We start from the raw sequence: 21,549 nt of genomic DNA, 5'->3' as shown, positions 1-21,549 counted from the left end.
CGCGCCGCCGGCCCCGGTGCAGCCGGACGCAATTCGCCATTTCTTTGGCGCAGCAACGATGGAATGATATGAAACCTAATGAAAGCTATTCGGTCATGATCAAACGACTGGAACGTTCGGGTTTGAAAATGGATGCGTCCGGAGACGAAGCCTGCATCGGTGGTCTGGACGAGACAATGAGCGCAACAGCGAGACCGTCGCCTGCACAGGGCCGGTTGAACGCGCGGCAGGCGGCGACCGCGGAAAAGATCGCCAGGATAAAATTGCAAATCGCGTTCGGTATTTATCAGGTCGATACAGACAGGCTTGCGGCCCAGTTGCTCGATACGGATCTTTTCTGAGAAAGTTTGCAGTGTGTTCGGCCTTGTCGCGAAGGCTGCAATCTGGAAATCCCGCTTTCGGAACCTAGGCAACAGTCGGTTGGAGTTCCCGTTCTGCATTCGGTTCCCGACGGCCGCCACCGCTGCGCCATAGCGCACCGGCAGAGTGATTGCCTAAATTCCAGAGTGCCCAATAGTTGGCACGAACATTGCTTGTCTCTCCAGCAGGAGATTTTAAGCAACCTATGTCACATTTATCGAACACACAAATACAGGGGCGGTGCGCTTTGTCGTCGAGTACCCTGGCTTCTGCACAGGGCCGACCGACGGATTTCTTTCTCTCTCGGGCGCAGTCGCGGCGGAATGCCCCATCAAGAGCGATAGGGGCCGGTAGAAAGGCGCGCCGGTTACAGACGCGGCGCCCGCGCCATGGGTCGACCGGAAGCCTTACCTGCCAGATTGTCCGCACCAGTCGCCAGGGTCATCCGCAGAAATGTTCCGCGCGCGAGCATCTGGTCTCTTTGGTTTCCGGCTGGCCGGCACGGAAGGATTCCTAGAATGGGACCCATTTCCAGCATTCCCGCGGTGACCAATTTCCTGACCAAGGCAAAGCCCGCTTTTCTGCCGTTGGTGTCGCTTTTTCTCCTGCTTCTCATGGCGGCCCCCGCAATACCGCACGCAGCCGTGTTTGCCGCCATGGCTTTTGCCGGGGGGTTTGCTTTTCACCGGTGGCGCGCTGCAAGAGCCGCAGACGCGACATCGAAGCTGGCAGAATCATTGCAAGCCGAGCCGGTTGACCGGAACGATGCGTCCCGTACGCCGGCTCTGGCGGTCAAGATCGGGTACGGGCTTTTTCCTCTGGTCGAAGACCGGAAGGGTGCGCCGCTGATCGCCCGGGTCGCTGAAGTACGGCACCAAATCTGCCGGAAACTGGGCTTTGTGGTCCCCCATATTCCGATAAAGGTCGACCTGTCTCTGGAACCCAATAGCTACCGGATTGTGATCGGCGGCATGGTGCTGGGCGAAGCTGTGGCCTGGCCGGATGAAATTCTCGCGATCGATGATGGCGACGTGGATTCGCTGATCGCAGGCCGGCCCTGCAAGGACCCGACATTCGGAATGAATGCTTCCTGGGTGCCTGCGAGGCAGCGGACTTTGGCGGTTGCCAAAGGTTATATCGTGGCCGATGCGCCCACTGTGATCGCCACCCATCTGAATGATGTGGTGCGCCGCAACGCCGCAAAGCTGTTCGGTACCAATGATGCGCAACAATTGCTCGATTTCCTCGGGCAATCCTCGCCGCAACTGGTCGACAGTCTTACGCCCGATCGGTTGTCCCTCAGCGATATTACCGCAATTTGCCGTGACCTTTTGGCTGAAAATATACCGGTCAAGGACTTCGGCAGAATTTCTATTGCCATGGCGCAGACGTGCGGGCTGCACAGTGAGGCCAGTGACATAGCCGAAGCCGTCCGTCAGCATATCGGCGATCTGATCGTCCAGAGCCTGGTACCGGCCGGTCTGCCACTGCCCGTCATGACCATGGACGCTTCGCTCGACAGCACGCTTGTCAAGGCGCTGAAGGCCGGGGAGGGCGGCAGCTATCCGATCGACCCGCGACTGGCCCGGAAAATCATCAACGCGGTGGACAACGCCCTACGCTCCTTGCCGCCGGAAATCCGCAATATTGCGCTGATTTGCTCGCCGATGGTGCGCAAGCCGCTCAGCGCATTGCTGAAGCAGCGGTTCCCGGACCTGTCGATATTGTCCGAAGCGGAACTGCCGGAAGACAAGCCGTTCGAAATACTCGCCATGATCGGCGGTCCGCCATCCAGTCAGAGCATGGCTGCCACAGATGCAACTCAAATCTAATGACCAGTCGGGAACATGATATGTTGAAAACAGAAAGCCGCGCATTGCAAGCTTATGGGGCGATGCAGATAGACGAGAGGAAACTGATTGAGGAAAATCAGTCCCTTGTCACGAAGATCGCGTGGCAGGTAAAATCATTTGCACCCGACCAGATGGAGATCGAGGACCTGATTCAGGTCGGACTCGTTGCGATGGTTGAGGCAGCAAAAAATATGTAGATCAAGGGCATAGCTTCAGCACCTATCTCTATGTCCGGGTCCGCGGTGCCATGATTGACGACCTTCGGTCCACCTGCAATCTGCGTCGGACATCGGTCGACTGGCACAAGAAAGTCCGGCATTGCCGCGCGAAGTTGCTGCAGGAGCTGGGCCATGAGCCGAGCGATGCTGAACTGGCGCTGGCCATGAACATGGATCCCGCTGAATTTCGCAAGAACACCGACCGGTCGATCGCCGTTCACGTAGGCTCCCTGGACGAAATCTATTGCGATTCAAGCAGTTGGTTTACCGACGAAGAGGATGACCAGCACGAGAAGCTGGAAAAGTTGCAAATGGCCGAACTGTTGTCTTCGAAGCTGAAACAGCTGAACGAGCGCGAGCAACTGGTTCTCAACTGCTATTTTGTCGAGGAATTGCAGCTCGACGAGATCGGAGAGATTCTTGATGTTTCTGCTGTGCGCATCTGCCAGATCAAGAAGCGCGCGCTGGAGAAGCTCCAAGCCTCAATGACGGCGGAATGAACGTCACTCGTAACCCTCGCCGAAAAGCCCGGCTTTCTTGCCGCCAATGCATCATGTCGGATTTCCGACGGCCAGCACAGGAAATGTCGGTTTTCCGACAGATGTGATAGATTTCCGACAATCCTCTCGGCAGCGTCCGGCGAATTTCCCCATTCCTGAAACTGGCACGACCCTTGCTACGTAAAGGCTGAACTCCGGACTTCGGTTCGGTTGTTCAGCCGACAATGAAAAGGAATAGCAATGATCGCCAAGCAATCGAAATCTGGTCTGGTCACTGGATTTCGGAAACTTGCCGATCTGCTGGCGTCTGATGATATGATTCAGTCGCGCCACCAACGCTCGTCTTCTGCCAAGCCATTATCCCCCGATGCTGGCGAAGCAGAAGACGAGTTTTACGGTGTTGCGGTTTCTCGCCGTCTACCACGATGGTCCGTTTCACCACCTTCCGGCTTCCCAGACCCGACCACCGCGTAGCGCTTTTCTGAAGCGGGCAGAAAATTTGGTCTGTCCTTATCTCTCCGGATCTGCGTCGCGGTGGTTCAGGTCCACCCTTTACCGATGATTATGTCGGTCTCCCGATCTCAATTGCTGCCCGGCACGATCTCGAGCGGCTCCAGTCGATGACCATCGAGGACTTATACCCTGTTTCTGATGTCTAGCGGGACCCAATGGGCCCCCGGTGGCGAGCGCCCGGCGGAAAATTCAGATGAGTAAGATCCTTAATTCACCACCACAGCTGCCGTAAAATATCTTGAGGACGTTCATGATGTTCGGAAAAATTGCAGATGATCTTTCGTCGGGTTCGGAAGTTGACTGTGCGGTTTTATAGCGGACTGCGAGCGGACTTTCGAGACTTCGCGCACAATGACTTCAATTGTGGACCAGCACTTTTCAATTTTTAACAGCGATGAAAACTGATCTGGAAAGCAAGCGAATATGACGTTTCCATGCCGCAATCACCGAACCACGCGCCGAAGAAATTTCGTGAAGGCAAGCCAAGCAACGAAGACTGGTCCCCATGGTAGGGTTGCGGGCCTTCTGGAAGAGCTTGGTGAAACGCTGGGGCTGATTATCGAAAGCGCCCGGCGCGGAGAGGACTTGCACATATTCCAGTATAAGGCGAGCGCCCGTGATATTCTCGTCGGACTGGACAGGGAACTGAATTTCGAACTGGCCGGCGATCTGTCGCAGACCTTGCGCGTGATGTACAACGAAGCGGCCAAACGCATCCAGCTGGATGGTATGGAAGCCTATGTCGAGCGTATCGAGTCAGCGCGGGAAATGATCCTGGAAATCGAGAAAGCCTGGACCGAGATAGTTTCGTTCAACTGATAGAAAATTTTCCCGCCTAAACCGTGATCGTACAGTCAACCGTACTTTCCGGATGCTGGTGGATATTGTGCTTGCGCATCTTGTCGATAAGCGTGGTGCGTTTGATATTGATTGAGCGTGCGGCGCGCGAAACCACGCCGTGTGATCCGTCCAGGGCTGCCATGATGATCCGGCGTTCCTCATGCTGAAGATAGACATTCAGGTCCCGAACAATTTTTCCCCGGGGTTCAAAATTCGGAGCGGGCGCTGCTCCGTGATAGGCGGAGAACTGCTTTTCCTCACGACTGCTGTAGTGAACGGGCGGCTTGTCATCAACGGCGGGCATAGCCGGTTTGATATCGGACTGTATCAGCTTGGCCACGTCATGGGCGGCAACTTGCTCTCCCGAAAAGAATACGCAGGCCCGTTCGACGACATTGCGCAGTTCACGGACATTGCCCGGCCAGTCATATTGCTCCATCGCCGCAAATGCTTCGGCGGTAAAAATGGGGAGGGGGCGGCCATCTTCCTGGTTTTCAGGAAATGCGCGATCAGCGCGGGAATGTCTTCTGAGCGTTCGTTGAGCGCCGGCACCTCGATCGGAACAACGCAGAGGCGATAATAGAGATCTTCGCGGAAGGCTTTGCTCTTGATGCAGTCCGCAAGATTTTTGTGGGTTGCCGTGATCACCCTGATGTCGACCGCTATGTCGCGGTTGCCACCCACCCGGTTTACGATACGGGTTTCCAGCACGCGCAGCAATTTAACCTGCATATCGAGCGGCATGTCGCCGATCTCGTCAAGGAAGATGGTTCCGCCACTGGCCTGTTCAAAAAGGCCGACATGACGGCTTACTGCACCGGTGAAGCTGCCCTTTTCATGGCCGAACAATTCTGATTCAATAAGTTGCTCGGGCAGTGCGCCGCAATTAACGGCGATACTGGGGGCATTTTTGCGATTTGAAATGGCGTGGATGGCCTCCGCAACGACTTCCTTGCCGCTACCGGAGGGCCCGCTAATCATGATCGAGCTGTTGCAGCGGCCGGCAAAGCTGACGATTGCACGCAACTGTTGCATTTTCGGACTGTCGCCGATCAGCTTTGCAGCAAGCAAATTCTCTATTTTTGAATCGGTCATTGAACTACCCAGATAACAATACGCATAATCCTCCGGATATCCGGAGAAGGATGGTTCGAAGATCCCGCAATCGTCGAACCGTCACCTGGTAAGGTCCGAAATGGACAAGGAACGTTAAATAAAGGTTAAAGGCGCCTGGCGGGATGAACAGCAATCATGTCTTTAGCTGTCGCAGTTGGCCCGCGTTCAAGAGCAGCTATCATAACGCGGTACTGGGGTCGGCCCGGGACTTCATCGAGATAGTATAATCCCTTCTCAGATGGGCGCGCTGAACAGTAGCTTCTCGATCTTCGCCTGACATTCCTGCGAGACAGCAACAAAGACCATGCGATGATCGGCCGGATTGGAGGATTTCTGAAGCAAGCCCTGCTCTACCATGACATTGATATAACGCATTGCCGTCGTCATCGGGATGCCGGAACTGTGCGCGATCGCCGACACCGTTACCTGCTGGTCCTTGAGGCCGCAGAGATATATATCGAGACACATGTTCCAGCAGGAATCGGTGAATAGCCCGTTTCCGGTGTCCAGCGTCCCCGACTTCAAGCGGCCCCATTGCAGAAACTTCTCGGCCCGGTCGATCAGGTCGCCGCTGTCCAGATCCTCGCGTTCGGCACATTTTGCCTTGCCGGACAGGTCGCGGGATTCAGAAATCCTTTTGTCCAGATTTTCAATTCGCTCGTTCGCCTGTTTCATCGTCAAGCGAAGCTCGGCCAATTCGGCTTCAACACTATCCATTGCTATTGCGCTGCAATTTTAGAGGCCTCCAGTCTTGACTATCATAAGAAAGAATATGCGTACTCGTCTCTTTCCTTGCTCGCCGTTACACATTTACAGTTGCGCAACTCAGCGAATTCACCGGGGGAGGTGGTGTATCCTTGCAGCTTATCCACCGCACAGTCAAATTGTCAACGTCGTCAGCCTGGCCGACCCCGTTATTTTACATTTACTTGCGTCCCTGACTGTATCGCCGTTCTTGCGATGAATCGACCGCAGCCTAATATTGCAATAATGATCGTGAAGGGTGGCGCCCCCGGTGCGGAACCGGCGGCTGGATTCCGGCTGAGGCCTTTGAAATATTGGGTCGGGATCAGCCCTTCGGATGGAGTCTTGACGACTGCTTTTTAACCAGTGGAATTCCCACCGCCTAATTTCTGCAGAACAGCCCTTATTTTTTGCGGAATTAACCGTCTCTCAACCTATGGTGCCAAAATCGGATGAAAACGCGCGGAATGAAAAGCGCTTGCAGTTCGAGGCCGAGGCTGCGCGTCAATTTGCCTTGGAGCGCTATGACGTCCTGGACACCCCTGCAGAAGCCAGCTTTGATCATATCACGATGGCGATGAAACTGGCGCTCGATGTTCCCTTTGCTGGCATATCGTTCATGGACGGAGACCGGCTATGGTTCAAATCCAAGTCCGGCCTGTCACCAACCGAGATACCGCGCGATATTTCCTTTTGTGATTTTGCCATTGCCCAGCAAGAACCGTTGATCGTCGAGGATACGCTCCGGGACGAAAGGTTCCGGGAGAATCCTGTCGTTATCGACAGACCCTTTTTCCGCAGCTATTTGGGCGTGCCGCTTATCACCCCGGACGGTTCAAGATAGGAACCCTTTGTGCTGCTGATCTCATTCCCCGACAATATAGCGAGGAAAAGATCGACCGGATGAAGCAGCTGGCCGAACTGGTCATTCACGAACTCGAATTTCGCCAGCAGTCCAAAAAGGATCGTCTGACCGGCGCGCTGTCACGTAGCGGCTTTGCCGTTGAAGTGCAGAACGCGATGTCGCTCTACGAACGGCAGGGAATAAAGAGCACGCTCGTCGTCTTTGATGTGGACCTGTACAAAATGGTCAGCAAGCGTTTCGGGCGACCATCCGGTAACGCATTGCTCAGGTCGATCATCCAGCCACTGGTCAAGCGGCTGCGGCGGTCGGACTATATCGGCCGTTTGGGCGGAACACAATTTGCAGTGCTGCTCACATGTACGGTCGAAGAGAAGGCTCGTCTGGCGGCAGGGAAAATCCGGAAAGAGTTGAAGCAGACCAATAGCGAGATATTCTTCGATCTGGGTTTCAGCGAGATTTCGCCGGCTATGGGTGTCTGTGATGACTGGCTCGAACAGGCCAGCATCGACCTGATCGCCGGAAAAAGGCGGCACGCGCGGAAATGTGCGAAGCAGCGGACCGGCAGTACGATATGGCGGGCGGTGCCGGCTGAGAAAGAGCGGTCGGGCAGGGCGGTCCGGCTTGCCGCCGTCTGCTTTGCTGTAGGGACGCAGGCGATCGCGAGACCATAACTATCCGGTCCCCGAACCACAGTTTGGTTGCCAATTCCCGCAATGCATGCCAATTTGTTCCGAAGAGGAATTGGCTGATAAAGGAACCGACCATGGCGACCGCGATCCCGAAACAAGAAAGCGCAATGGGCGTAGGGCCCGGATTTTCGATTCCGGATCCGCACGATATACCCAGTCTGAAAGGCAAGGTGTCTGAAACCGAATGGCAGCTCCGTTGCGATCTGGCTGCGACTTACCGGCTATGTGCAATGCATGCGTGGACGGATCTGGTATTCACGCATATTTCCGCGCGCCTGCCCGATGAGAATGGCGAAGAGCGGTTCCTGATCAACCCTTATGGCGTCTTGTTTGACGAAATGACTGCATCGGCTCTGGTCAAGATCGACCTGGAAGGCAATATCAAGCAGGACACGCCTTATTTCATCAATCCCGCCGGTTTCACAATCCACAGCGCGGTTCACAGTGCCCGCGAAGATGCGGGATGCGTGATTCATGTCCACACGCCTTATGGCATCGCCGTGTCTGTTCAGAAGGCCGGTCTGCGCCGCTACACGCAATTTGCGATGCAGGTTCATGATGATCTGGCCTATCATGACTATGAAGGCATCGCGCTCGATCTCGACGAGCGGGACCGGCTGATCAATGATCTCGGCGAGAAGAACCTGTTGATCTTGCGCAACCACGGTACCCTGACCGTTGGCGAGAATTGCGCGATTGCCTTTCTCCGCATGTATATCCTCGAAAATGCCTGCAAGACGCAAATATTGGCGCAATCGGTCGGCGGAGCGGAGCATTTGCACGAGGACAGCGAAGACATGGGGCATCGCGTGTTCCAGCAGGCCTCTCCCGCTTTCCAGCGGGGATTGGGCGACAATCTGGTCTGGTCGGGCCTGATGCGCAAGCTGAAGCGGACCAACCCGGGGCATGACCACTAGGTCGCGTCTCCAAGTTTACAGATCGAAGGGCAGGCGGGAGAGTATTTCGACCGTCTTGTCAGCGTAAACGGCGGAGCCCAGTTCCTGTTTCTTCTCTTTCAGAAAGCGATCACGCTCGCTTAGCATTTCGATGATCGGATCGTGGAAATGCTGGACGGCAGCGGTCAGCCAGTTGTTGACCAGCGGGTCGCCCGGCGCGCCCGTCATGTCGAAGTGGCGCAATCGGGACGCAATGGCCTCGGCCGGCATCAGATATTCGTAAGTGACCCAATAGTTGGTCGTGAACCAGCTTAGCGGCATGCCGTCGAGACCGAAGCTCAGCGCCCCGAAGTGGACAACGCCCTGTGTTTTCTTGCCATTGGGCAGCTTTGCCGGCGGTTGATAATAGGCGTCGACATCATCAAACATGTCGAGCGGCAGGAACATGTGAAAATGGCCATGTTCGCCTTCTTCGCGTTCTTCCGGCTTGTGCGCATGGTAGAACCAGCGCGACTTGTTGCCGGGCGCGACGCAGTCCCCCTTGGGGTAATGCTGATATTGAACGAAAGGGGCGTCTGCCGGTACCACTCGGGGTACTAGCGAGACGCCCTCTTTAGCTATCTGGCCGGTGAGCTCAAACAGCCTTTCTAAAGCATTTTCCAATGCTGAATAAGCTAAGCTTACTCGGTAACTTCTTCAGCAGCAGCTTCGGCATCGCCAGCAGCTTCTTCAGTCGCATCAGCAACCGCATCGGTAGCTTCTTCAGCTGCACAGGTAGCTTCTTCAGCTGCACATGTTGCTTCTTCAGCAGCATCTTCAGCTACAGCAACCGCGTCGTCAGCCTGTTCTGCACATGCAGAAAGAGCAGGAACAGCGAGAGCCAGGCCGCCGGCTACAGCGAGCATTTTGCGGAAGTTTGTTTCGGTAGTCATTTAAAATATCCCCTTTGGATGAACTAGACTTGCCCCTTTATCTGGAAAGATACGGGCATGGCAAGCCTATTTCGTAAATATTGCATTAATCCGGTATATCGGGCGTCATTTATCCCGTTTCGGTACGCTAATTAGAGCAAATCGGTTGTTTCCGCAGGATATTTTCCCGTCCTCAGCGTTCCGCGCCGCGAATCTTTCCCCACTGTCTGGCGACGGTATAGCCAGATAACCCGTACCGAAGAGCGCGTAGAGCGGCTCGGGAATACCGGAGAGATAGGCGTTCATCCCGGCGGCAATGTCCCGCGCCGCCTCCGGACGAAATGCGGCGATCAGCCCCATAGGGATGGACCAGAGCAGCAGCAGATACATGACATAAAGAAAGCTGGGGCGGGCCCGACTGGTCCATGGATCGGAAGATTGCGCCTCTGCCAAAATGGCGGATATTTGCACGCGGACCTCTTCCAGTTCCTGGCTACCTTCCAGTTTCAGCAGTTCCAGCTTGGCGCGATCGCGAGCCGCCTTGTCGGGAATGATCTTGTCGATGATATTCGAAACAGGGCCGATGAGAGTAGAGAGAATGGACATTTTCAGGTTTTCCTTTCGTGGGATGAAGCGTCAAGCTTTGTCAAAAGTCGGGCCACGAACGGTCTGTCCGGCGGCAATGCAGTTAAGAAATAATCTGAAGAAAGCGGTTGATCTTGACAAAATTGACACTGTTATGGGCAAGATATATTTGGCGGAATTCAGCCGATCCTGTTGGCTAGCCAGCCGTACAGAAAGGCCTCGTTGGCCGGCCGCTTTTCGGCGAGCTGGATATAGCGGGCGCCCTGCAGGGCCTCGAGCGCCTTGAGCAGCACAATTTCACCCTGGCTTCCGCGCTTGCGGAGAAAGGCGTCGAGCGCGGCTACCGTTTGCGCGCCGATCACGTGATCGACCGATATATCTTGAAAATCACCCTCGTTGCGGTTCAGCGCGTTCAGCGCGCGCTGCAAAAACCCGGTTGCGGTACCGCTACCCATGTTGATCCCGGTATCGAACAGTTCGGCCGCGATCAGCGGCGCGCGTCGGGCGATCCGGTCAAATCCCGGCCGAAGCCAGTATTTGCGCTTGTAGATCACCGTCGCCTGCGAGCGCGGGAAATGTCGCATGTCACCAGCATAGCCATGCGCTCGCGCCACCGTCTCGGTAACGCCCCATCGCGTGGGACCGCCGCGGTCGGCGGGATGATCGGAAAAATCGCCTTCCAGCATGATGACCTTGTCGATCAGCCGGTCAATGTCGGGACTGTCAGTCATGAGAAACTCTCCTTTCGGTTGCAAAGTGGCAAATATAACCTATTTGGTTAGGTGTAGGAAAGAGCGCAATCGCCGACCAATCTGCAGCGTGCGAACGGGCTGAAAAGCCGGAAATTGCCTGATTTACGTAGCTTTACGGAGTTTTTCACCAGAAGAGAGGTCTTATGAAGACGCAATTTCTAGAATGATTGCGAAGGAACGACAGATGGCATTACATATTGGCGACACCGCTCCCGACTTCACGACGGACAGCACGGCAGGCACGATCAATTTCCATGAATGGGCAGGGGACAGCTGGGTTTTCTTCTTCAGCCATCCGGCCGATTTCACCCCGGTATGTACGACCGAGATGGGCCGGACGGCCCAGCTGGCGGACAAGTTCGCAGCGCGCAACACGAAGCCGCTCGGTCTGTCGACGGACACGGCGGCCGAACATCTGAAATGGATCGCCGATGTCAACGCGACACAGCATACCAATCTCGAATTTCCGATCGTCGCCGATCCGGATCACAGGATCGCGAGACTCTATGACATGATCCATCCCGAAGAAAGCGATACCGCAGCGGTGCGTTCGGTGTTCATCATCGATCCGGACAAGAAAATCCGCCTGACGATGACCTATCCGATGAGCGTCGGTCGCAATTTTGACGAGATATTGCGCGTGATTGACGCGCTGCAACTATCGGATGCGAAACGCATTGCCACGCCGGCAGACTGGCGTCGCGGCGACAAGGTCATCATCCCGCCATCAATCGCCAATGACGAGGCCGAAAAGCTCTTCCCCCAGGGTTGGGACGAATTGCGGCCCTATCTGCGTCTGACCGACGTGGCCTGAGCAACATGTCTATGGGTGGATCGGGCGCATCCCAAATCAGGGAAGCGGTCGGCATATTCGACAGCGAAGAGCATTTGCAGGCAGCGATCGATGATCTGCTGACCCACGGTTTTGATCGCGCGGAGATTAGCGTGCTCGCGCCGGTTTCAGCGGTCGAGGAAAAGCTTGGCCACCGCTTGCGATCGGTCGCTGACATCGAAGATGACCCGGAGGTGATGTCAAAAGCCTATATACCGGTCGAAACCATCGGCGATGCCGAGGGGGCGGTGATCGGCAGCCTGCTCTATGTCGGCGCCTTTGCCGGGATCGTGCTCGTGGCTTCGGGCGGCGCTCTGGCTGCGGCACTGGCAGCGCTCGCGCTTGGCGGATCGGGAACCGCTATTGGTATTGCACTGGCGCGCTTCATCCAGAAGCACCATGCCGACTATATCGCCGGCCAGCTGGAAAAGGGTGGCCTGTTGCTCTGGGTGCGAACGCGGGACGAGAAGGATGAGATAAAGGCGATCGAACTGTTGTCCGTCCATTCTGCCCACGATGTTCACGTCCACGCGCTGCCGGCGTAAATCACCCCTCGAACTACGCAATATTGCGTATCGCGCGGACAGTATAACCGGTTCAGACAGACTGCATGACCTGGAAAACAATCCGCCTTGAACTGGCAAGAACCGCTGACCATCCCGATGGCTCGTCAGCCCATGCATATGTCTTTCGCGTCCCCCTGGACGACGAGGGTTTTATCGAACCGGAAGCGCTAAAGAAGGCTGAAAAACGCCCCGTCGTGCGCCGGTTCTGGCCCGGTGAGGCTGATCAGAGCGGTGTCGTGATTGCTTCACCCAAAGGATGGGTCTTTTCCTACAAGCTTGGCGACGAGGATGATGAGAGCATTTTCCGGCTCAAGGACCATCCGCTGAAAGTCGGCGAATATCTGACGATTACGGAAACCGATGGCAGCGAACTGCCGTTCCGCGTCGTCAGCTGTCACGAATAGACAGGCAATCCGAAGGTAGGGGAAATGAAATGCTGACAAAATTGAAGATGGCCGGATTAATTCCGGCGGCGGCGCTGGCGCTGATCCTTACGAGCAGTCCTGCGGCAGCGGAATGTGTGATCGGATCTGCGCCGCTGTTTGACCCGTTCGCACCCTATAAGGAACCGGGCTCGATCATCCACAAAGAAAGCGGCTTTATATTTCCGGCTGCTATCGCCGGATTTCGCCGCCAGTGTGAAATGACAACCGATTTTTCAGGCAATAATTTCGAGATCGGTTATTTGCGCGACTTCGAAAGCCATGAAATCGAAATCAGGATCGCGATCATCCATCTTGAAGAGCTGAACGCGCAGGACCATTATCAGATCGTCAAGCCGGATCTGCTGTCGCAATATTCAAGCGCTGCTGTGGTTTCCGAAGGCGACTATTTCGTTTCCGGACGTCCCGACATCACGGCCTATCAGGGAATTTTCGACGGCGACAAGGACACCGTGCCTTGGCATTTCAGCGTAACTGCGCTGGACTATGGCTATTGGGACGCGCGGTTGACAGCTTCCTATCCCCAGGAGATTGATACCGCAGCGCAGGAGGCGATAATGGAACTGATCGCCGCATTCCAGTGGCAAACCCCTGTCGACTTGGCAACCGAAGTGGCGGTGCCATGACCCGCATCGCGGTCATCGACGGCCACCCGGACCCTAGCCCCGGCCGTTTTGGCCATGCTATTGTGTCCGCTTATGCCGATGCCGCCAGCGAAGCCGGTCATGATGTGCGAGTGATCCGGCTGGCCGGCCAGAATATTCCAATTCTCGAAAGCCGCAAGCAATGGCTCGAAGAGGATGTGCCCGACGCGGTCCGGCCGGGTCAGGACGCGATCAAATGGGCAGAGCATATCGTCTTTTACTATCCGCTTTGGATGGGGGACATGCCCGCCTTGCTCAAGGCATTTATCGAACAGGCTTTCCGCCCCAATTTCGCGCTCGACTATGGCGAGGAAGGCAGCAAGCAATTGCCCCGGAAACTGCTGCGCGGTCGCTCGGCGCGGCTGATCGTCAGCATGGGCATGCCGGCATTGTTCTACCGCGCCTATTTTGCTGCGCACAGCGTTCGCAGTTTCGAACGCAACATCCTGAAGCTGACCGGCATCTCCCCGGTTACCACTTCGCTGATCGGCAATGTGGACCGCAGCGACCGGCACCGTTCCCGCTGGCTGAAGAAAATCGCCGCCCATGGTGCGGCCGGGGACTGAGCCGAGGGCTTCCATCCGTATAAACCCGTATACAGGCTCCGACCGGCTACCGCTACGCTCCTCACCAAGACATTCCACCAAAACGAATGACTGGGAAACAGGAGACAGTTTATGAAATCCGTTCTGCTATATATTGCCGATGACGTGGGCCTCGAGGCCCGGCTTCAGGCGGCGCTCGATCTGACCCGCTCGCTTGGTGGCCATCTCCACTGTCTGCGCGCCAACCCTTATAGTTCGCAGGTCGCCTTCGACGGCGTCACCGGCATGTCGGTGATGTATGATGTGAGCGAAATGACCCGGGAACTGGACAAGAAGCTCCGCGCCGAGATTGAAAAAAGACTGGCTGGCGAAGATGTCTCCTGGGATTATCGGGAAGAGAATATCGATCCTTCGCGCGGTCTGTCGAAAAATTCCGCGCTGGTCGATATCATCGTCCTGAGCTCAGCCGGTGGGGATAAGGAAAATGCGCTGCCGCTCGGCATATTGGGCGACGTGTTGTTCAACGCGACGGCACCTGTCGTGGTCCAGCCCGACAATGTGAAGAAGTTTGACGCCTGCGGCCCGGCTCTGGTCGCCTGGAACGGCAGTTTCGAGGCTGGTAACGCGCTGCGTGCCGCGGTGCCACTGCTGAAAATGGCGAGCGATGTCCATATTCTGACAGTTGAGGAAGACAAGGACCATGATCTGCCGCAGCTCGCAGCGTCGGAATATCTTGCCTATCATGGCATCAAGTCCGAAATTCACGCGCCACCACCCGGCAGCGAGCGGGTTGATGTCACGCTGGTGACCGAAGCAAAAAAGGTGAAGGCGGAATATATTGTCATGGGTGCCTATGGCCATAGCCGCGCGAGAGAATTCCTGTTCGGTGGGGTAACGCGCAATCTGCTCAAGGATTGCGATATTCCTCTGGTCGTTTCGCACTGAATGGATAGAAGTCCAGCCCCGGCCAGAGCAAATTTTCTTATGGCAAATCCTGTATTTTGTGTAGGGTCCCTTGGTTCGCAAGCAGCGAATGAGCAGTCGAGGGATAGACAATACAGGTGCGCGAAACGATCGTTCAGGGCACGGGCCGGGCATTGCATCCGGATTCCCTTCTGTCCGCCCTTCCGAATTGCGTCATGATCGTCGATCGGAATATGCAGCCCATCAATTGCAGCGCGGTCGGGCTGAAGATATTCGGCGTGAGCAGTCTTGCCGATCTGCCGGACGGAGCGCCGGCCACCTGCGTGGCACCGGACCATCGCCCGCTGTTCGAGAGCAGGATGGATCGTGCCTTTGAATCCAGCGCGATTGACCCGTTTGATGTGCATCTGCAGCTTCCGGACGGCCGGCTGATATTTGCGGAATGCAATATCGCGGCGCTAGCCAGTCCGAAGGGCGATATCGACGCGGTCATGGTCTCTTTCCAGGACGTAACCGCGCTGCGGAACACCGAGAGCAAGCTGGACCAGGCCAATTCGATCCTGCGGTCGATCCTGACCACCATCCCCGACGCGATGGTGGTGATCGATGAGGACGGGCTGATCAGTTCGTTTAGCTCCACGGCGGAAAAAATGTTCGGCTATGAGCAGGAAGAAATCATCGGGCGCAATGTCAAGATTCTGATGCCGGAGCCCTATCGGGCGGCGCATGACGGCTATATCGAGCGCTATATCCGGACCGACGAGAAGCGGATCATTGGCATCGGCCGGACGGTGGTCGGTTGCCGGAAAGACGGCACGACTTTCCCGCTGCAACTGGAAGTGGGCGAGGCGAAGATTGGCGACGAACGCTATTTTACCGGTTTCATCATCGACCTGACCGAAAAGAAACAGACCGAGGCGGAACTGCAGTCGCTGCAGCAGGATCTGGCTCATGCCTCGCGCCTTAGCGCGGTCGGGACTTTGGCGTCAGCGCTGGCGCATGAAATCAACCAGCCGCTGACGGCGATAGCCAACTATCTGTCGGCAGCGCGCGACATGATGGATGGTGACTTGGCCGAGAACCGGGAATTTTTCCAGGAGGCGTTGCAGGAAAGCGTGTCCGAGAGCCTGCGGGCCGGGACGATTGTCCGGCGACTGCGTGAATTTGTTTCGCGGGGCGAGATCAACCGGCGGGTCCTGTCGATCTCCCAGGTGGTGCAGGACGCCACCGTGCTCGGCATGATCGGTGCACAGGAGCGGGGCGTCAAATTCTCGATCGACATCGCGCCCGACGCCCATAATGTCTTTGTCGATCGTGTGCAGATCCAGCAGGTGATGGTCAATCTGATGCGCAACGGCATCGAGGCCATGGCCGACAGCGCCGAGAAGAAGCTGCACATCGGCGTCAAATCGATCGATGACGAGAGGCTGGAAATTGCCGTGTCGGATAGCGGCTCCGGTATCGACCAGGAACTGGGGGAGCGGATTTTCGATCCCTTCGCCAGCACCAAGGGCACGGGCATGGGACTGGGCCTCTCGATATGCCGGACGATCATCGAGGCGCATGGCGGAACAATCGGTGTCGAGCCCAATCCCGAAGGCGGCACGATTTTCCGGATCACATTGGAAAAAGCGGAGCAGGAGCAGAATGATGAGCAGTGAGCGGCTGGTCTATATTGTCGATGATGATGATTCCGTCCGGCGATCGGCGGCGTTCATGTTGCGGCACGCGGGGTTCAAGGTCGAGCCGGTCGAGTCCGGCGTTGCCTTTCTGAAGATCGCCAAGGGCGCCGAGCGGGGCTGTGTGTTGCTTGACGTGCGGATGCCGGAAATGGACGGTCTGCAGGTGCAGCAGCAGATGATCAAGGACGGGATCGACATGCCGGTGGTGATCCTGACCGGCCATGGCGATATCGAAATCGCGGTTCAGGCGATGCGCGCCGGAGCGGTCAATTTCCTCGAGAAACCCTATGAAAAGGAAGCCCTGATCGCGGCCATGGAAGAGGCATTCGTGCGACTGGAAGACAGCAATCTGAAGGAAATGGCCGCTTCCGAAGCGAAAGTCCGGCTGGCCTGTCTCACCGGAAGGGAACAGGATGTGCTCGATGGCCTGCTGGCCGGCCTCCCCAACAAGACCATCGCCTATGATCTGGGTATCTCACCGCGAACGGTCGAAATCTACCGCGCCAATATGATGGAAAAATTGCGGGTGCGCAGTCTGGCCGAGGCTTTGCGGATCGGTTTTGCCGCTGAACGCGCCGAGGATCCCAATATAGACAAGGAAAGCTGAGCTCAGCTTTTCGGAGCTTTCTTGCGCGAAAGGCAGGCATGGCATGGCTTGGCGCAATCTTTCCGGCTGTCGTCCCTCTCGACCGGGATGGAAATATCGCGTACCGCGCCGTCGGCCGAACATAGCTGGATTGTCATCACGTCCGGATTGGCCGCGAGGGGCATGGCGGCCATCGGCAGCGCGATGACGGCAATCAGCAGCCGACTGAGCCTGGACCTTCTGACACGATCGATCATGACGGTTCCTCGTCCTCGTCGATCAATACGCGCTGGGCCGCGCCGTCGAGATCCTCGAACTGATCGTTGCGCATCGCCCAGAAGAAGAAAGCCAGACCGCACAGTCCCATCAGCAGGGCAACCGGGATCAGGATGGCGAGACCGCTCATTTCGCCGCCCCGTTCAGGCGCAGCGCGTTGCCGACGACGATCAATGACGACAGCGACATCGCGATGGCGGCGATCAGCGGCGTGACCATGCCGGTCAGGGCCAGCGGCACGGCGATTATATTATAACCGATGGCCAGGGCAAAATTCTGATGGACGATCTGCATCGTGCGGCGCGCGACCTTGACCGACAGCGCCACCGGCATCAGCGATTCGCTGGTAAAGACGGCGTCGGCGGCCTGTTGGCCGACATCGCTGGCCGAGCCGGGCGCGATCGAGACATGGGCTGCGGCGAGGGCAGGGCCGTCGTTCAGGCCATCACCCACCATCAGCGCCTTGTGGCCGCTGGCGGCCAGCCCGGTAATGGCCTCGACCTTGTCCTGGGGGGACGCTCCGGCCTGTGCCGGAATGTCCAGAGTGGATGCAACGAGCGATACGGAACGGATATTGTCGCCGGATATGATCGACGCGGGCAGTCCCATCGCCTGTAATCTTGCCAGCGCTTCCGGGGCCTCCGGCCGGATTTCGTCCTTCAGCTGGAGCACGATTTTATCGCTGCCGACGCTCAGCTGGCTGGCCAGATGATCTTCCGACTGTTCCGGTTTTCCGAGCATGACGGGCATGCCATGCCAGCAAGCGCTCATGCCTTCGCCCGGCAGTTCTTCCACGCGATCCAGCATGGCCGGCGTAATATCCTGCGCCAGCAAGGCCGCGCGGATGGCCTTGCTGATCGGATGATGGCTGGCCTGCGCCAGGGCAAGCGCGATCTGTTTCTGGGTGAGGTTCAGATCGTCGAGATTGACCGGTACCGGATGGCCGAGGGTCAGCGTCCCGGTCTTGTCAAACAGCGCGTAATCGACCTCTGCCAGCCGTTCCAGCGCGCTGCCGTCCTTGACCATCACGCCCTTGCGTAGCAACGCCCCCGAAGCCACGACCTGCGCCGCCGGCACCGCGAGGCCCAGCGCGCATGGGCAAGTGATGATCAGCACGGCGACCGCGACCAGCAGCGACTGGTGCCAGCCCGCTCCGACAATCATCCAGTAGGCAAAGGCGAGCAGCGCCAGGCTATGGACAGCGGGCGCATAATAGCGCGCCGCCCGGTCGGCGACACGCACATAGAAGGAACGGTGCTGGCCGGCTTCGTCCATCAGCCGGGCGATATCCGCAACGCTCGTGTCTTCTCCGGTTGCCGTGACCCGCACGACAACGGGCGACGAAAGGTTCAGCGTTCCGGCGAGCACGATGTCGCCTTCGCCTTTCGGCTGCGGTTCGCTCTCGCCGGTCATCAGCGAACAGTCGAAGCTGCTCGATCCCTTTTCGATCACACCGTCGGCCGCGAGATTGCCGCCCGCGGCCACCATCATCCGCATATCCGGACGCAGGTCCCTGGTGGCGACCCAGTTGGTTGTGCCATCGTCCGTCAGCACCATGGCGCCCGGGGCGGCCTGTTTCAGCAATGCGCCAATGCCTTCCCGCGCGCGGTCGCGCATCATGCCGTCCAGCACCCGCCCGGCGAGCAGGAAAAACAGCAGCATCACCGCGCCGTCGAAATAGGCATGGGCCCCGCCGGTGGCGGTCTCGTATAGGCTCAGACCCGTGGCCAGCAATATGCCGATTGAAATCGGTACATCCATATTGGTCCGGCCGTAGCGCAGCGCCATGGTTGCGGAGGCAAAAACGGGCGTCCAGAATAAGCGATCACCGGAATTGCGATCAGAGCGGAGAGCCAGTGGAACAGATCGCGGGTCACGCCGGTTGCGCCGGACCAGACGCTGACCGACAGCAGCATGATATTCATCATACCGAAACCGGCGACGGCGAGCGCGCGGATCAATTTGTCGGTGCTGCCCGTCTCCTCGGAGAGGGGATTGTCCGCGAGAATCTGGCTTCGAACCCGAGCGCCTCGATTTGTTTTTCAGCTGGTCGTCATCCAGCTCGGGCAGATGCGAAATGGCCACCTGCTTGGTCGAGAAATTGACGCGAGACGACAGGATGCCCGGTACGCCGCTCAGGCCGTTCTCGATCTTGGCGATGCAGCCGGCGCAGCGGATCGCCGGTACGGCAAAGCGCGAGACAACCGATTGCGATTGTGCATCGCCGAGGGGCGTGATCGCGTTCACCAGATATCCCGAACCACGCGCATATTCTGGTCATCAAGAGAGATGATGATCTTCAGCTTCCAGCGGCCCTCGGGCAGCGGCTGGACGCTGCGATATTCGCCAGTGGCGGTCTGGGTGAAGCTGATCTCGAACGGATCGGCCCGACCAACAGGATGTTCCGCGATAGCCTCCATCGCCGCTCCCTGCAGGGCATGCCGTTAGCTGTCGTGATCGTAATGCTCGCCTTGTCGGCCTCGCGCAGGGCAGGAGACACGGTCCAGCCATGCTCCTCCTGATTGCGCGCCTGTTCCAGCCAGTCGTTATATTTCTGGCTGGCGACATAGCTGTTGTCGACAACCGTGCCGCTGAACGTCGACAGGGCGAAACGCGCCATGAACAGGTTTACACCCACGACCACCGCGAAAAAGGCAACGATTATCGCTGCGGCATGATAGCCGGTGAACTTCTTCACCACATGGCCTTGCTTGCTCATTCGCCTGTCTCCGGTCTTTCGAAAAACACTTCGTCAATATCGTTCGCTTCCGGGTCGTCCGCAGCGGTTACCTTCAGCGCGAAATCCTCCCGCACCGGTCCGTCACCCGGAGCGGCGACATAGAGCCGCAGTCTGGCGACGCTGTCGGCCGGAACCTTGGTGACCAGCGTCTGGCCGGCGCCTTCCCGCGATCCGGCGTTGGACCACATCACCGCGCCCTTGAGCTCGGTCATGCCGATGATCATGTCGCGCGGGCGGTTCTCCATGTTGCGGAGATTGATCGTATAGCTGTTGCGGACATGGCCGTCTGCCAGCTGGACATAGACCGGATTGCGGTCATGGTTGGCGCTGATATCGATGCGCGTCCGGTTGCCGACCGCGAACAGCATCGCCAGCCCGATCGCACCCCAGATCGAGAAATAGAGGATGGTGCGCGGCCGGAACAAGGTCTTGAGCACCGGATTATGCGGCTTTCCGGCCTTTTCCAGTTCGGCATCTTCCAGCGTGGCATAGTCGATCAGGCCGCGCGGGCGGTTGACCTTCTCCATCACGGAATCACAGGCGTCGATGCACAAGGCGCAGGTGATGCAGCCGATTTGCGGCCCCTCGCGAATGTCGATACCGGTCGGGCAGACCGCGACGCACTGGTTGCAGTCGATGCAGTCGCCAAAGCTGCCGGGCTGGGCCTCGGCCTTTTTCACGCTGCCGCGCGGTTCGCCGCGCCAGTCCTTATAGGTGACGGTCAGCGATTTTTCGTCCATCATCGCGGTCTGGATGCGCGGCCAGGGGCACATGTAGATGCACACCTGCTCACGCATGAAGCCACCGAAGATGAAAGTGGTGAGCGTGAGCACGCCGACCGTTGCATAAGCGACAAACGGGGCCTGACCGGTCCAGAAATCCACGACCAGCGTCGGCGCATCGGCAAAATACATGATCCACGCGCCGCCGGTCCAGAAGGCGATGAACAGCCACACCGACCATTTTGCGAGGCGCTTGCCGATTTTCTTCGGCCCCCAGGGCGCGTCCTGCAGCTTGAACTGGGCGTTGCGGTCGCCGTCGATGGCGCGTTCGACATGCTGGAACAGATCGGTCCAGACGGTTTGCGGGCAGGAATAGCCGCACCAGGCACGGCCGACAGCCGAGGTGACCAGAAACAGCCCGATACCCGCCATGACCAGCATGCCGGCGACATAGTAAAATTCATGCGGCCAGATCTCGATGCCGAACATGTAGAAGCGCCGGTTGGCCAGATCGACCAGCACCGCCTGATCGGGAGCATAGGGCCCGCGGTCCCAGCGGATCCACGGCGTGACATAATAGATGGCGAGGGTGATCGCCATGATCACCCATTTCAGCTGCCGGAATTTGCCGTTTACCGCCTTGGGAAAGACGCTCTTGCGCGATTCATAGAGTTTCAGCTCCGGATCGAAAATTTCGTCAGGACTGCTCATCGCCATCGCTTTCAACCGGCGTTGCAGCCGTTTTTC

The 21,549-nt window shown here is 57.5% G+C and carries 26 protein-coding genes and 3 pseudogenes; 17 read left to right on the top strand and 12 right to left on the bottom strand.

What is annotated here, in order from left to right; genetic code table 11:
- The first annotated feature begins 68 nt into the window (after positions 1-68).
- The 6 genes and pseudogenes from C8024_RS12890 (at position 69) to C8024_RS12865 (ending at position 4,263) form a co-directional block, all read left to right on the top strand.
- Positions 69-341, top strand: coding sequence for a flagellar biosynthesis anti-sigma factor FlgM (locus C8024_RS12890; RefSeq protein WP_173205811.1), 273 nt, complete (start codon positions 69-71; stop codon positions 339-341).
- Between the two features lie 537 nt (positions 342-878).
- The gene (locus C8024_RS12885) at positions 879-2,192 is read left to right on the top strand and encodes an FHIPEP family type III secretion protein (protein WP_173205807.1); all 1,314 of its coding nucleotides are present in this window, start codon (positions 879-881) and stop codon (positions 2,190-2,192) included.
- 20 nt (positions 2,193-2,212) lie between these two features.
- The gene (locus C8024_RS12880) at positions 2,213-2,410 is read left to right on the top strand and encodes a sigma factor (protein WP_173205804.1); all 198 of its coding nucleotides are present in this window, start codon (positions 2,213-2,215) and stop codon (positions 2,408-2,410) included.
- 11 nt (positions 2,411-2,421) lie between these two features.
- Positions 2,422-2,931, top strand: a pseudogene (locus C8024_RS12875) (sigma-70 family RNA polymerase sigma factor); the annotation flags it as partial.
- Positions 2,932-3,171: 240 nt separating this feature from the next.
- A complete protein-coding gene (locus C8024_RS12870) occupies positions 3,172-3,405 on the top strand; it encodes a hypothetical protein (protein ID WP_173205801.1) in 234 nt (77 codons plus the stop codon).
- A 510-nt stretch (positions 3,406-3,915) separates the two neighbouring features.
- Complete coding sequence (locus tag C8024_RS12865; protein WP_173205798.1) at positions 3,916-4,263, top strand: flagellar protein FliS; 348 nt, start codon at positions 3,916-3,918, stop codon at positions 4,261-4,263.
- Positions 4,264-4,279: 16 nt separating this feature from the next.
- On the opposite strand, the gene C8024_RS12860 is transcribed toward C8024_RS12865, so the two are convergent.
- The 3 genes from C8024_RS12860 to C8024_RS12850 all read right to left on the bottom strand — a co-directional run bounded on the left by C8024_RS12860 (position 4,280) and on the right by C8024_RS12850 (position 6,117).
- Positions 4,280-4,624: a helix-turn-helix domain-containing protein gene (locus tag C8024_RS12860; RefSeq protein WP_173205795.1), complete on the bottom strand. Its 345-nt coding sequence runs from the start codon at positions 4,622-4,624 to the stop codon at positions 4,280-4,282.
- A complete protein-coding gene (locus C8024_RS12855) occupies positions 4,612-5,379 on the bottom strand; it encodes a sigma 54-interacting transcriptional regulator (protein WP_173205792.1) in 768 nt (255 codons plus the stop codon). Before C8024_RS12855 ends, C8024_RS12860 begins: the two co-directional genes overlap by 13 nt.
- A gap of 255 nt (positions 5,380-5,634) precedes the next feature.
- Positions 5,635-6,117, bottom strand: a complete 483-nt coding sequence (locus tag C8024_RS12850; RefSeq protein WP_173205788.1) for a helix-turn-helix domain-containing protein — start codon at positions 6,115-6,117, stop codon at positions 5,635-5,637.
- A 463-nt stretch (positions 6,118-6,580) separates the two neighbouring features.
- Here C8024_RS12850 and C8024_RS12845 point away from each other — a divergent pair, with 463 nt between their 5' ends.
- The 3 genes from C8024_RS12845 (at position 6,581) to C8024_RS12835 (ending at position 8,615) form a co-directional block, all read left to right on the top strand.
- Positions 6,581-6,988: a GAF domain-containing protein gene (locus C8024_RS12845; protein ID WP_173205786.1), complete on the top strand. Its 408-nt coding sequence runs from the start codon at positions 6,581-6,583 to the stop codon at positions 6,986-6,988.
- Positions 6,989-7,047: 59 nt separating this feature from the next.
- Complete coding sequence (locus tag C8024_RS12840; RefSeq protein WP_173205784.1) at positions 7,048-7,680, top strand: GGDEF domain-containing protein; 633 nt, start codon at positions 7,048-7,050, stop codon at positions 7,678-7,680.
- Between the two features lie 92 nt (positions 7,681-7,772).
- Positions 7,773-8,615: a class II aldolase/adducin family protein gene (locus C8024_RS12835; RefSeq protein ID WP_173205782.1), complete on the top strand. Its 843-nt coding sequence runs from the start codon at positions 7,773-7,775 to the stop codon at positions 8,613-8,615.
- Between the two features lie 15 nt (positions 8,616-8,630).
- Here C8024_RS12835 and C8024_RS12830 read toward each other — a convergent pair whose 3' ends face one another.
- The 4 genes and pseudogenes from C8024_RS12830 to C8024_RS12815 all read right to left on the bottom strand — a co-directional run bounded on the left by C8024_RS12830 (position 8,631) and on the right by C8024_RS12815 (position 10,821).
- Positions 8,631-9,182 carry a hypothetical protein gene (locus tag C8024_RS12830; RefSeq protein WP_100094365.1) on the bottom strand — a complete coding sequence of 184 codons (552 nt, stop codon included), beginning with the start codon at positions 9,180-9,182 and terminating at the stop codon, positions 8,631-8,633.
- A gap of 92 nt (positions 9,183-9,274) precedes the next feature.
- Positions 9,275-9,526 carry a hypothetical protein gene (locus C8024_RS12825; protein WP_206169896.1) on the bottom strand — a complete coding sequence of 84 codons (252 nt, stop codon included), beginning with the start codon at positions 9,524-9,526 and terminating at the stop codon, positions 9,275-9,277.
- A 172-nt stretch (positions 9,527-9,698) separates the two neighbouring features.
- Positions 9,699-10,111: pseudogene (locus C8024_RS12820) on the bottom strand (holin family protein).
- A 158-nt stretch (positions 10,112-10,269) separates the two neighbouring features.
- Complete coding sequence (locus C8024_RS12815; protein ID WP_173205780.1) at positions 10,270-10,821, bottom strand: glycoside hydrolase family 108 protein; 552 nt, start codon at positions 10,819-10,821, stop codon at positions 10,270-10,272.
- A gap of 205 nt (positions 10,822-11,026) precedes the next feature.
- On the opposite strand from C8024_RS12815, the gene C8024_RS12810 reads away from it, so the two are divergent.
- The 8 genes from C8024_RS12810 to C8024_RS12775 all read left to right on the top strand — a co-directional run bounded on the left by C8024_RS12810 (position 11,027) and on the right by C8024_RS12775 (position 17,085).
- Positions 11,027-11,656 carry a peroxiredoxin gene (locus tag C8024_RS12810; protein ID WP_100095623.1) on the top strand — a complete coding sequence of 210 codons (630 nt, stop codon included), beginning with the start codon at positions 11,027-11,029 and terminating at the stop codon, positions 11,654-11,656.
- Positions 11,657-11,661: 5 nt separating this feature from the next.
- Positions 11,662-12,219 carry a hypothetical protein gene (locus C8024_RS12805; RefSeq protein WP_173205778.1) on the top strand — a complete coding sequence of 186 codons (558 nt, stop codon included), beginning with the start codon at positions 11,662-11,664 and terminating at the stop codon, positions 12,217-12,219.
- A gap of 65 nt (positions 12,220-12,284) precedes the next feature.
- Positions 12,285-12,644: a hypothetical protein gene (locus C8024_RS12800; protein ID WP_173205776.1), complete on the top strand. Its 360-nt coding sequence runs from the start codon at positions 12,285-12,287 to the stop codon at positions 12,642-12,644.
- Positions 12,645-12,673: 29 nt separating this feature from the next.
- Positions 12,674-13,309, top strand: a complete 636-nt coding sequence (locus C8024_RS12795; RefSeq protein WP_173205774.1) for a hypothetical protein — start codon at positions 12,674-12,676, stop codon at positions 13,307-13,309.
- Positions 13,306-13,893, top strand: a complete 588-nt coding sequence (locus tag C8024_RS12790) for an NAD(P)H-dependent oxidoreductase (protein ID WP_173205771.1) — start codon at positions 13,306-13,308, stop codon at positions 13,891-13,893. The genes C8024_RS12795 and C8024_RS12790 overlap by 4 nt, the downstream gene beginning before the upstream one ends.
- Positions 13,894-14,004: 111 nt before the next feature.
- On the top strand, positions 14,005-14,817 hold the full coding sequence (locus C8024_RS12785) for a universal stress protein (RefSeq protein WP_100094372.1): 813 nt from the start codon (positions 14,005-14,007) through the stop codon (positions 14,815-14,817).
- Positions 14,818-14,933: 116 nt separating this feature from the next.
- On the top strand, positions 14,934-16,457 hold the full coding sequence (locus C8024_RS12780; protein ID WP_367947322.1) for a PAS domain S-box protein: 1,524 nt from the start codon (positions 14,934-14,936) through the stop codon (positions 16,455-16,457).
- On the top strand, positions 16,447-17,085 hold the full coding sequence (locus tag C8024_RS12775) for a response regulator transcription factor (RefSeq protein ID WP_173205765.1): 639 nt from the start codon (positions 16,447-16,449) through the stop codon (positions 17,083-17,085). The genes C8024_RS12780 and C8024_RS12775 overlap by 11 nt, the downstream gene beginning before the upstream one ends.
- Positions 17,086-17,087: 2 nt before the next feature.
- Here C8024_RS12775 and C8024_RS12770 read toward each other — a convergent pair whose 3' ends face one another.
- The 5 genes and pseudogenes from C8024_RS12770 to ccoG all read right to left on the bottom strand — a co-directional run bounded on the left by C8024_RS12770 (position 17,088) and on the right by ccoG (position 21,513).
- Positions 17,088-17,321: a hypothetical protein gene (locus C8024_RS12770; protein WP_173205762.1), complete on the bottom strand. Its 234-nt coding sequence runs from the start codon at positions 17,319-17,321 to the stop codon at positions 17,088-17,090.
- Positions 17,318-17,470, bottom strand: coding sequence for a cbb3-type cytochrome oxidase assembly protein CcoS (gene ccoS, locus C8024_RS12765; RefSeq protein WP_173205759.1), 153 nt, complete (start codon positions 17,468-17,470; stop codon positions 17,318-17,320). Before ccoS ends, C8024_RS12770 begins: the two co-directional genes overlap by 4 nt.
- The gene (locus tag C8024_RS12760) at positions 17,467-19,587 is read right to left on the bottom strand and encodes a heavy metal translocating P-type ATPase (protein WP_367947321.1); all 2,121 of its coding nucleotides are present in this window, start codon (positions 19,585-19,587) and stop codon (positions 17,467-17,469) included. The genes ccoS and C8024_RS12760 overlap by 4 nt, the downstream gene beginning before the upstream one ends.
- Positions 19,584-20,059, bottom strand: a pseudogene (locus C8024_RS12755) (FixH family protein). The gene C8024_RS12760 and the pseudogene C8024_RS12755 overlap by 4 nt, the downstream one beginning before the upstream one ends.
- Positions 20,056-21,513, bottom strand: a complete 1,458-nt coding sequence (ccoG, locus tag C8024_RS12750) for a cytochrome c oxidase accessory protein CcoG (RefSeq protein ID WP_173205849.1) — start codon at positions 21,511-21,513, stop codon at positions 20,056-20,058. The pseudogene C8024_RS12755 and the gene ccoG overlap by 4 nt, the downstream one beginning before the upstream one ends.
- Positions 21,514-21,549: the final 36 nt, after the last annotated feature.

It is taken from the genome of Sphingopyxis sp. BSNA05 (assembly GCF_013265645.1).
In the GTDB taxonomy this organism is placed as follows: Bacteria; Pseudomonadota; Alphaproteobacteria; order Sphingomonadales; family Sphingomonadaceae; genus Parasphingorhabdus.
This window is presented reverse-complemented; position numbering and strand designations above follow the sequence as displayed.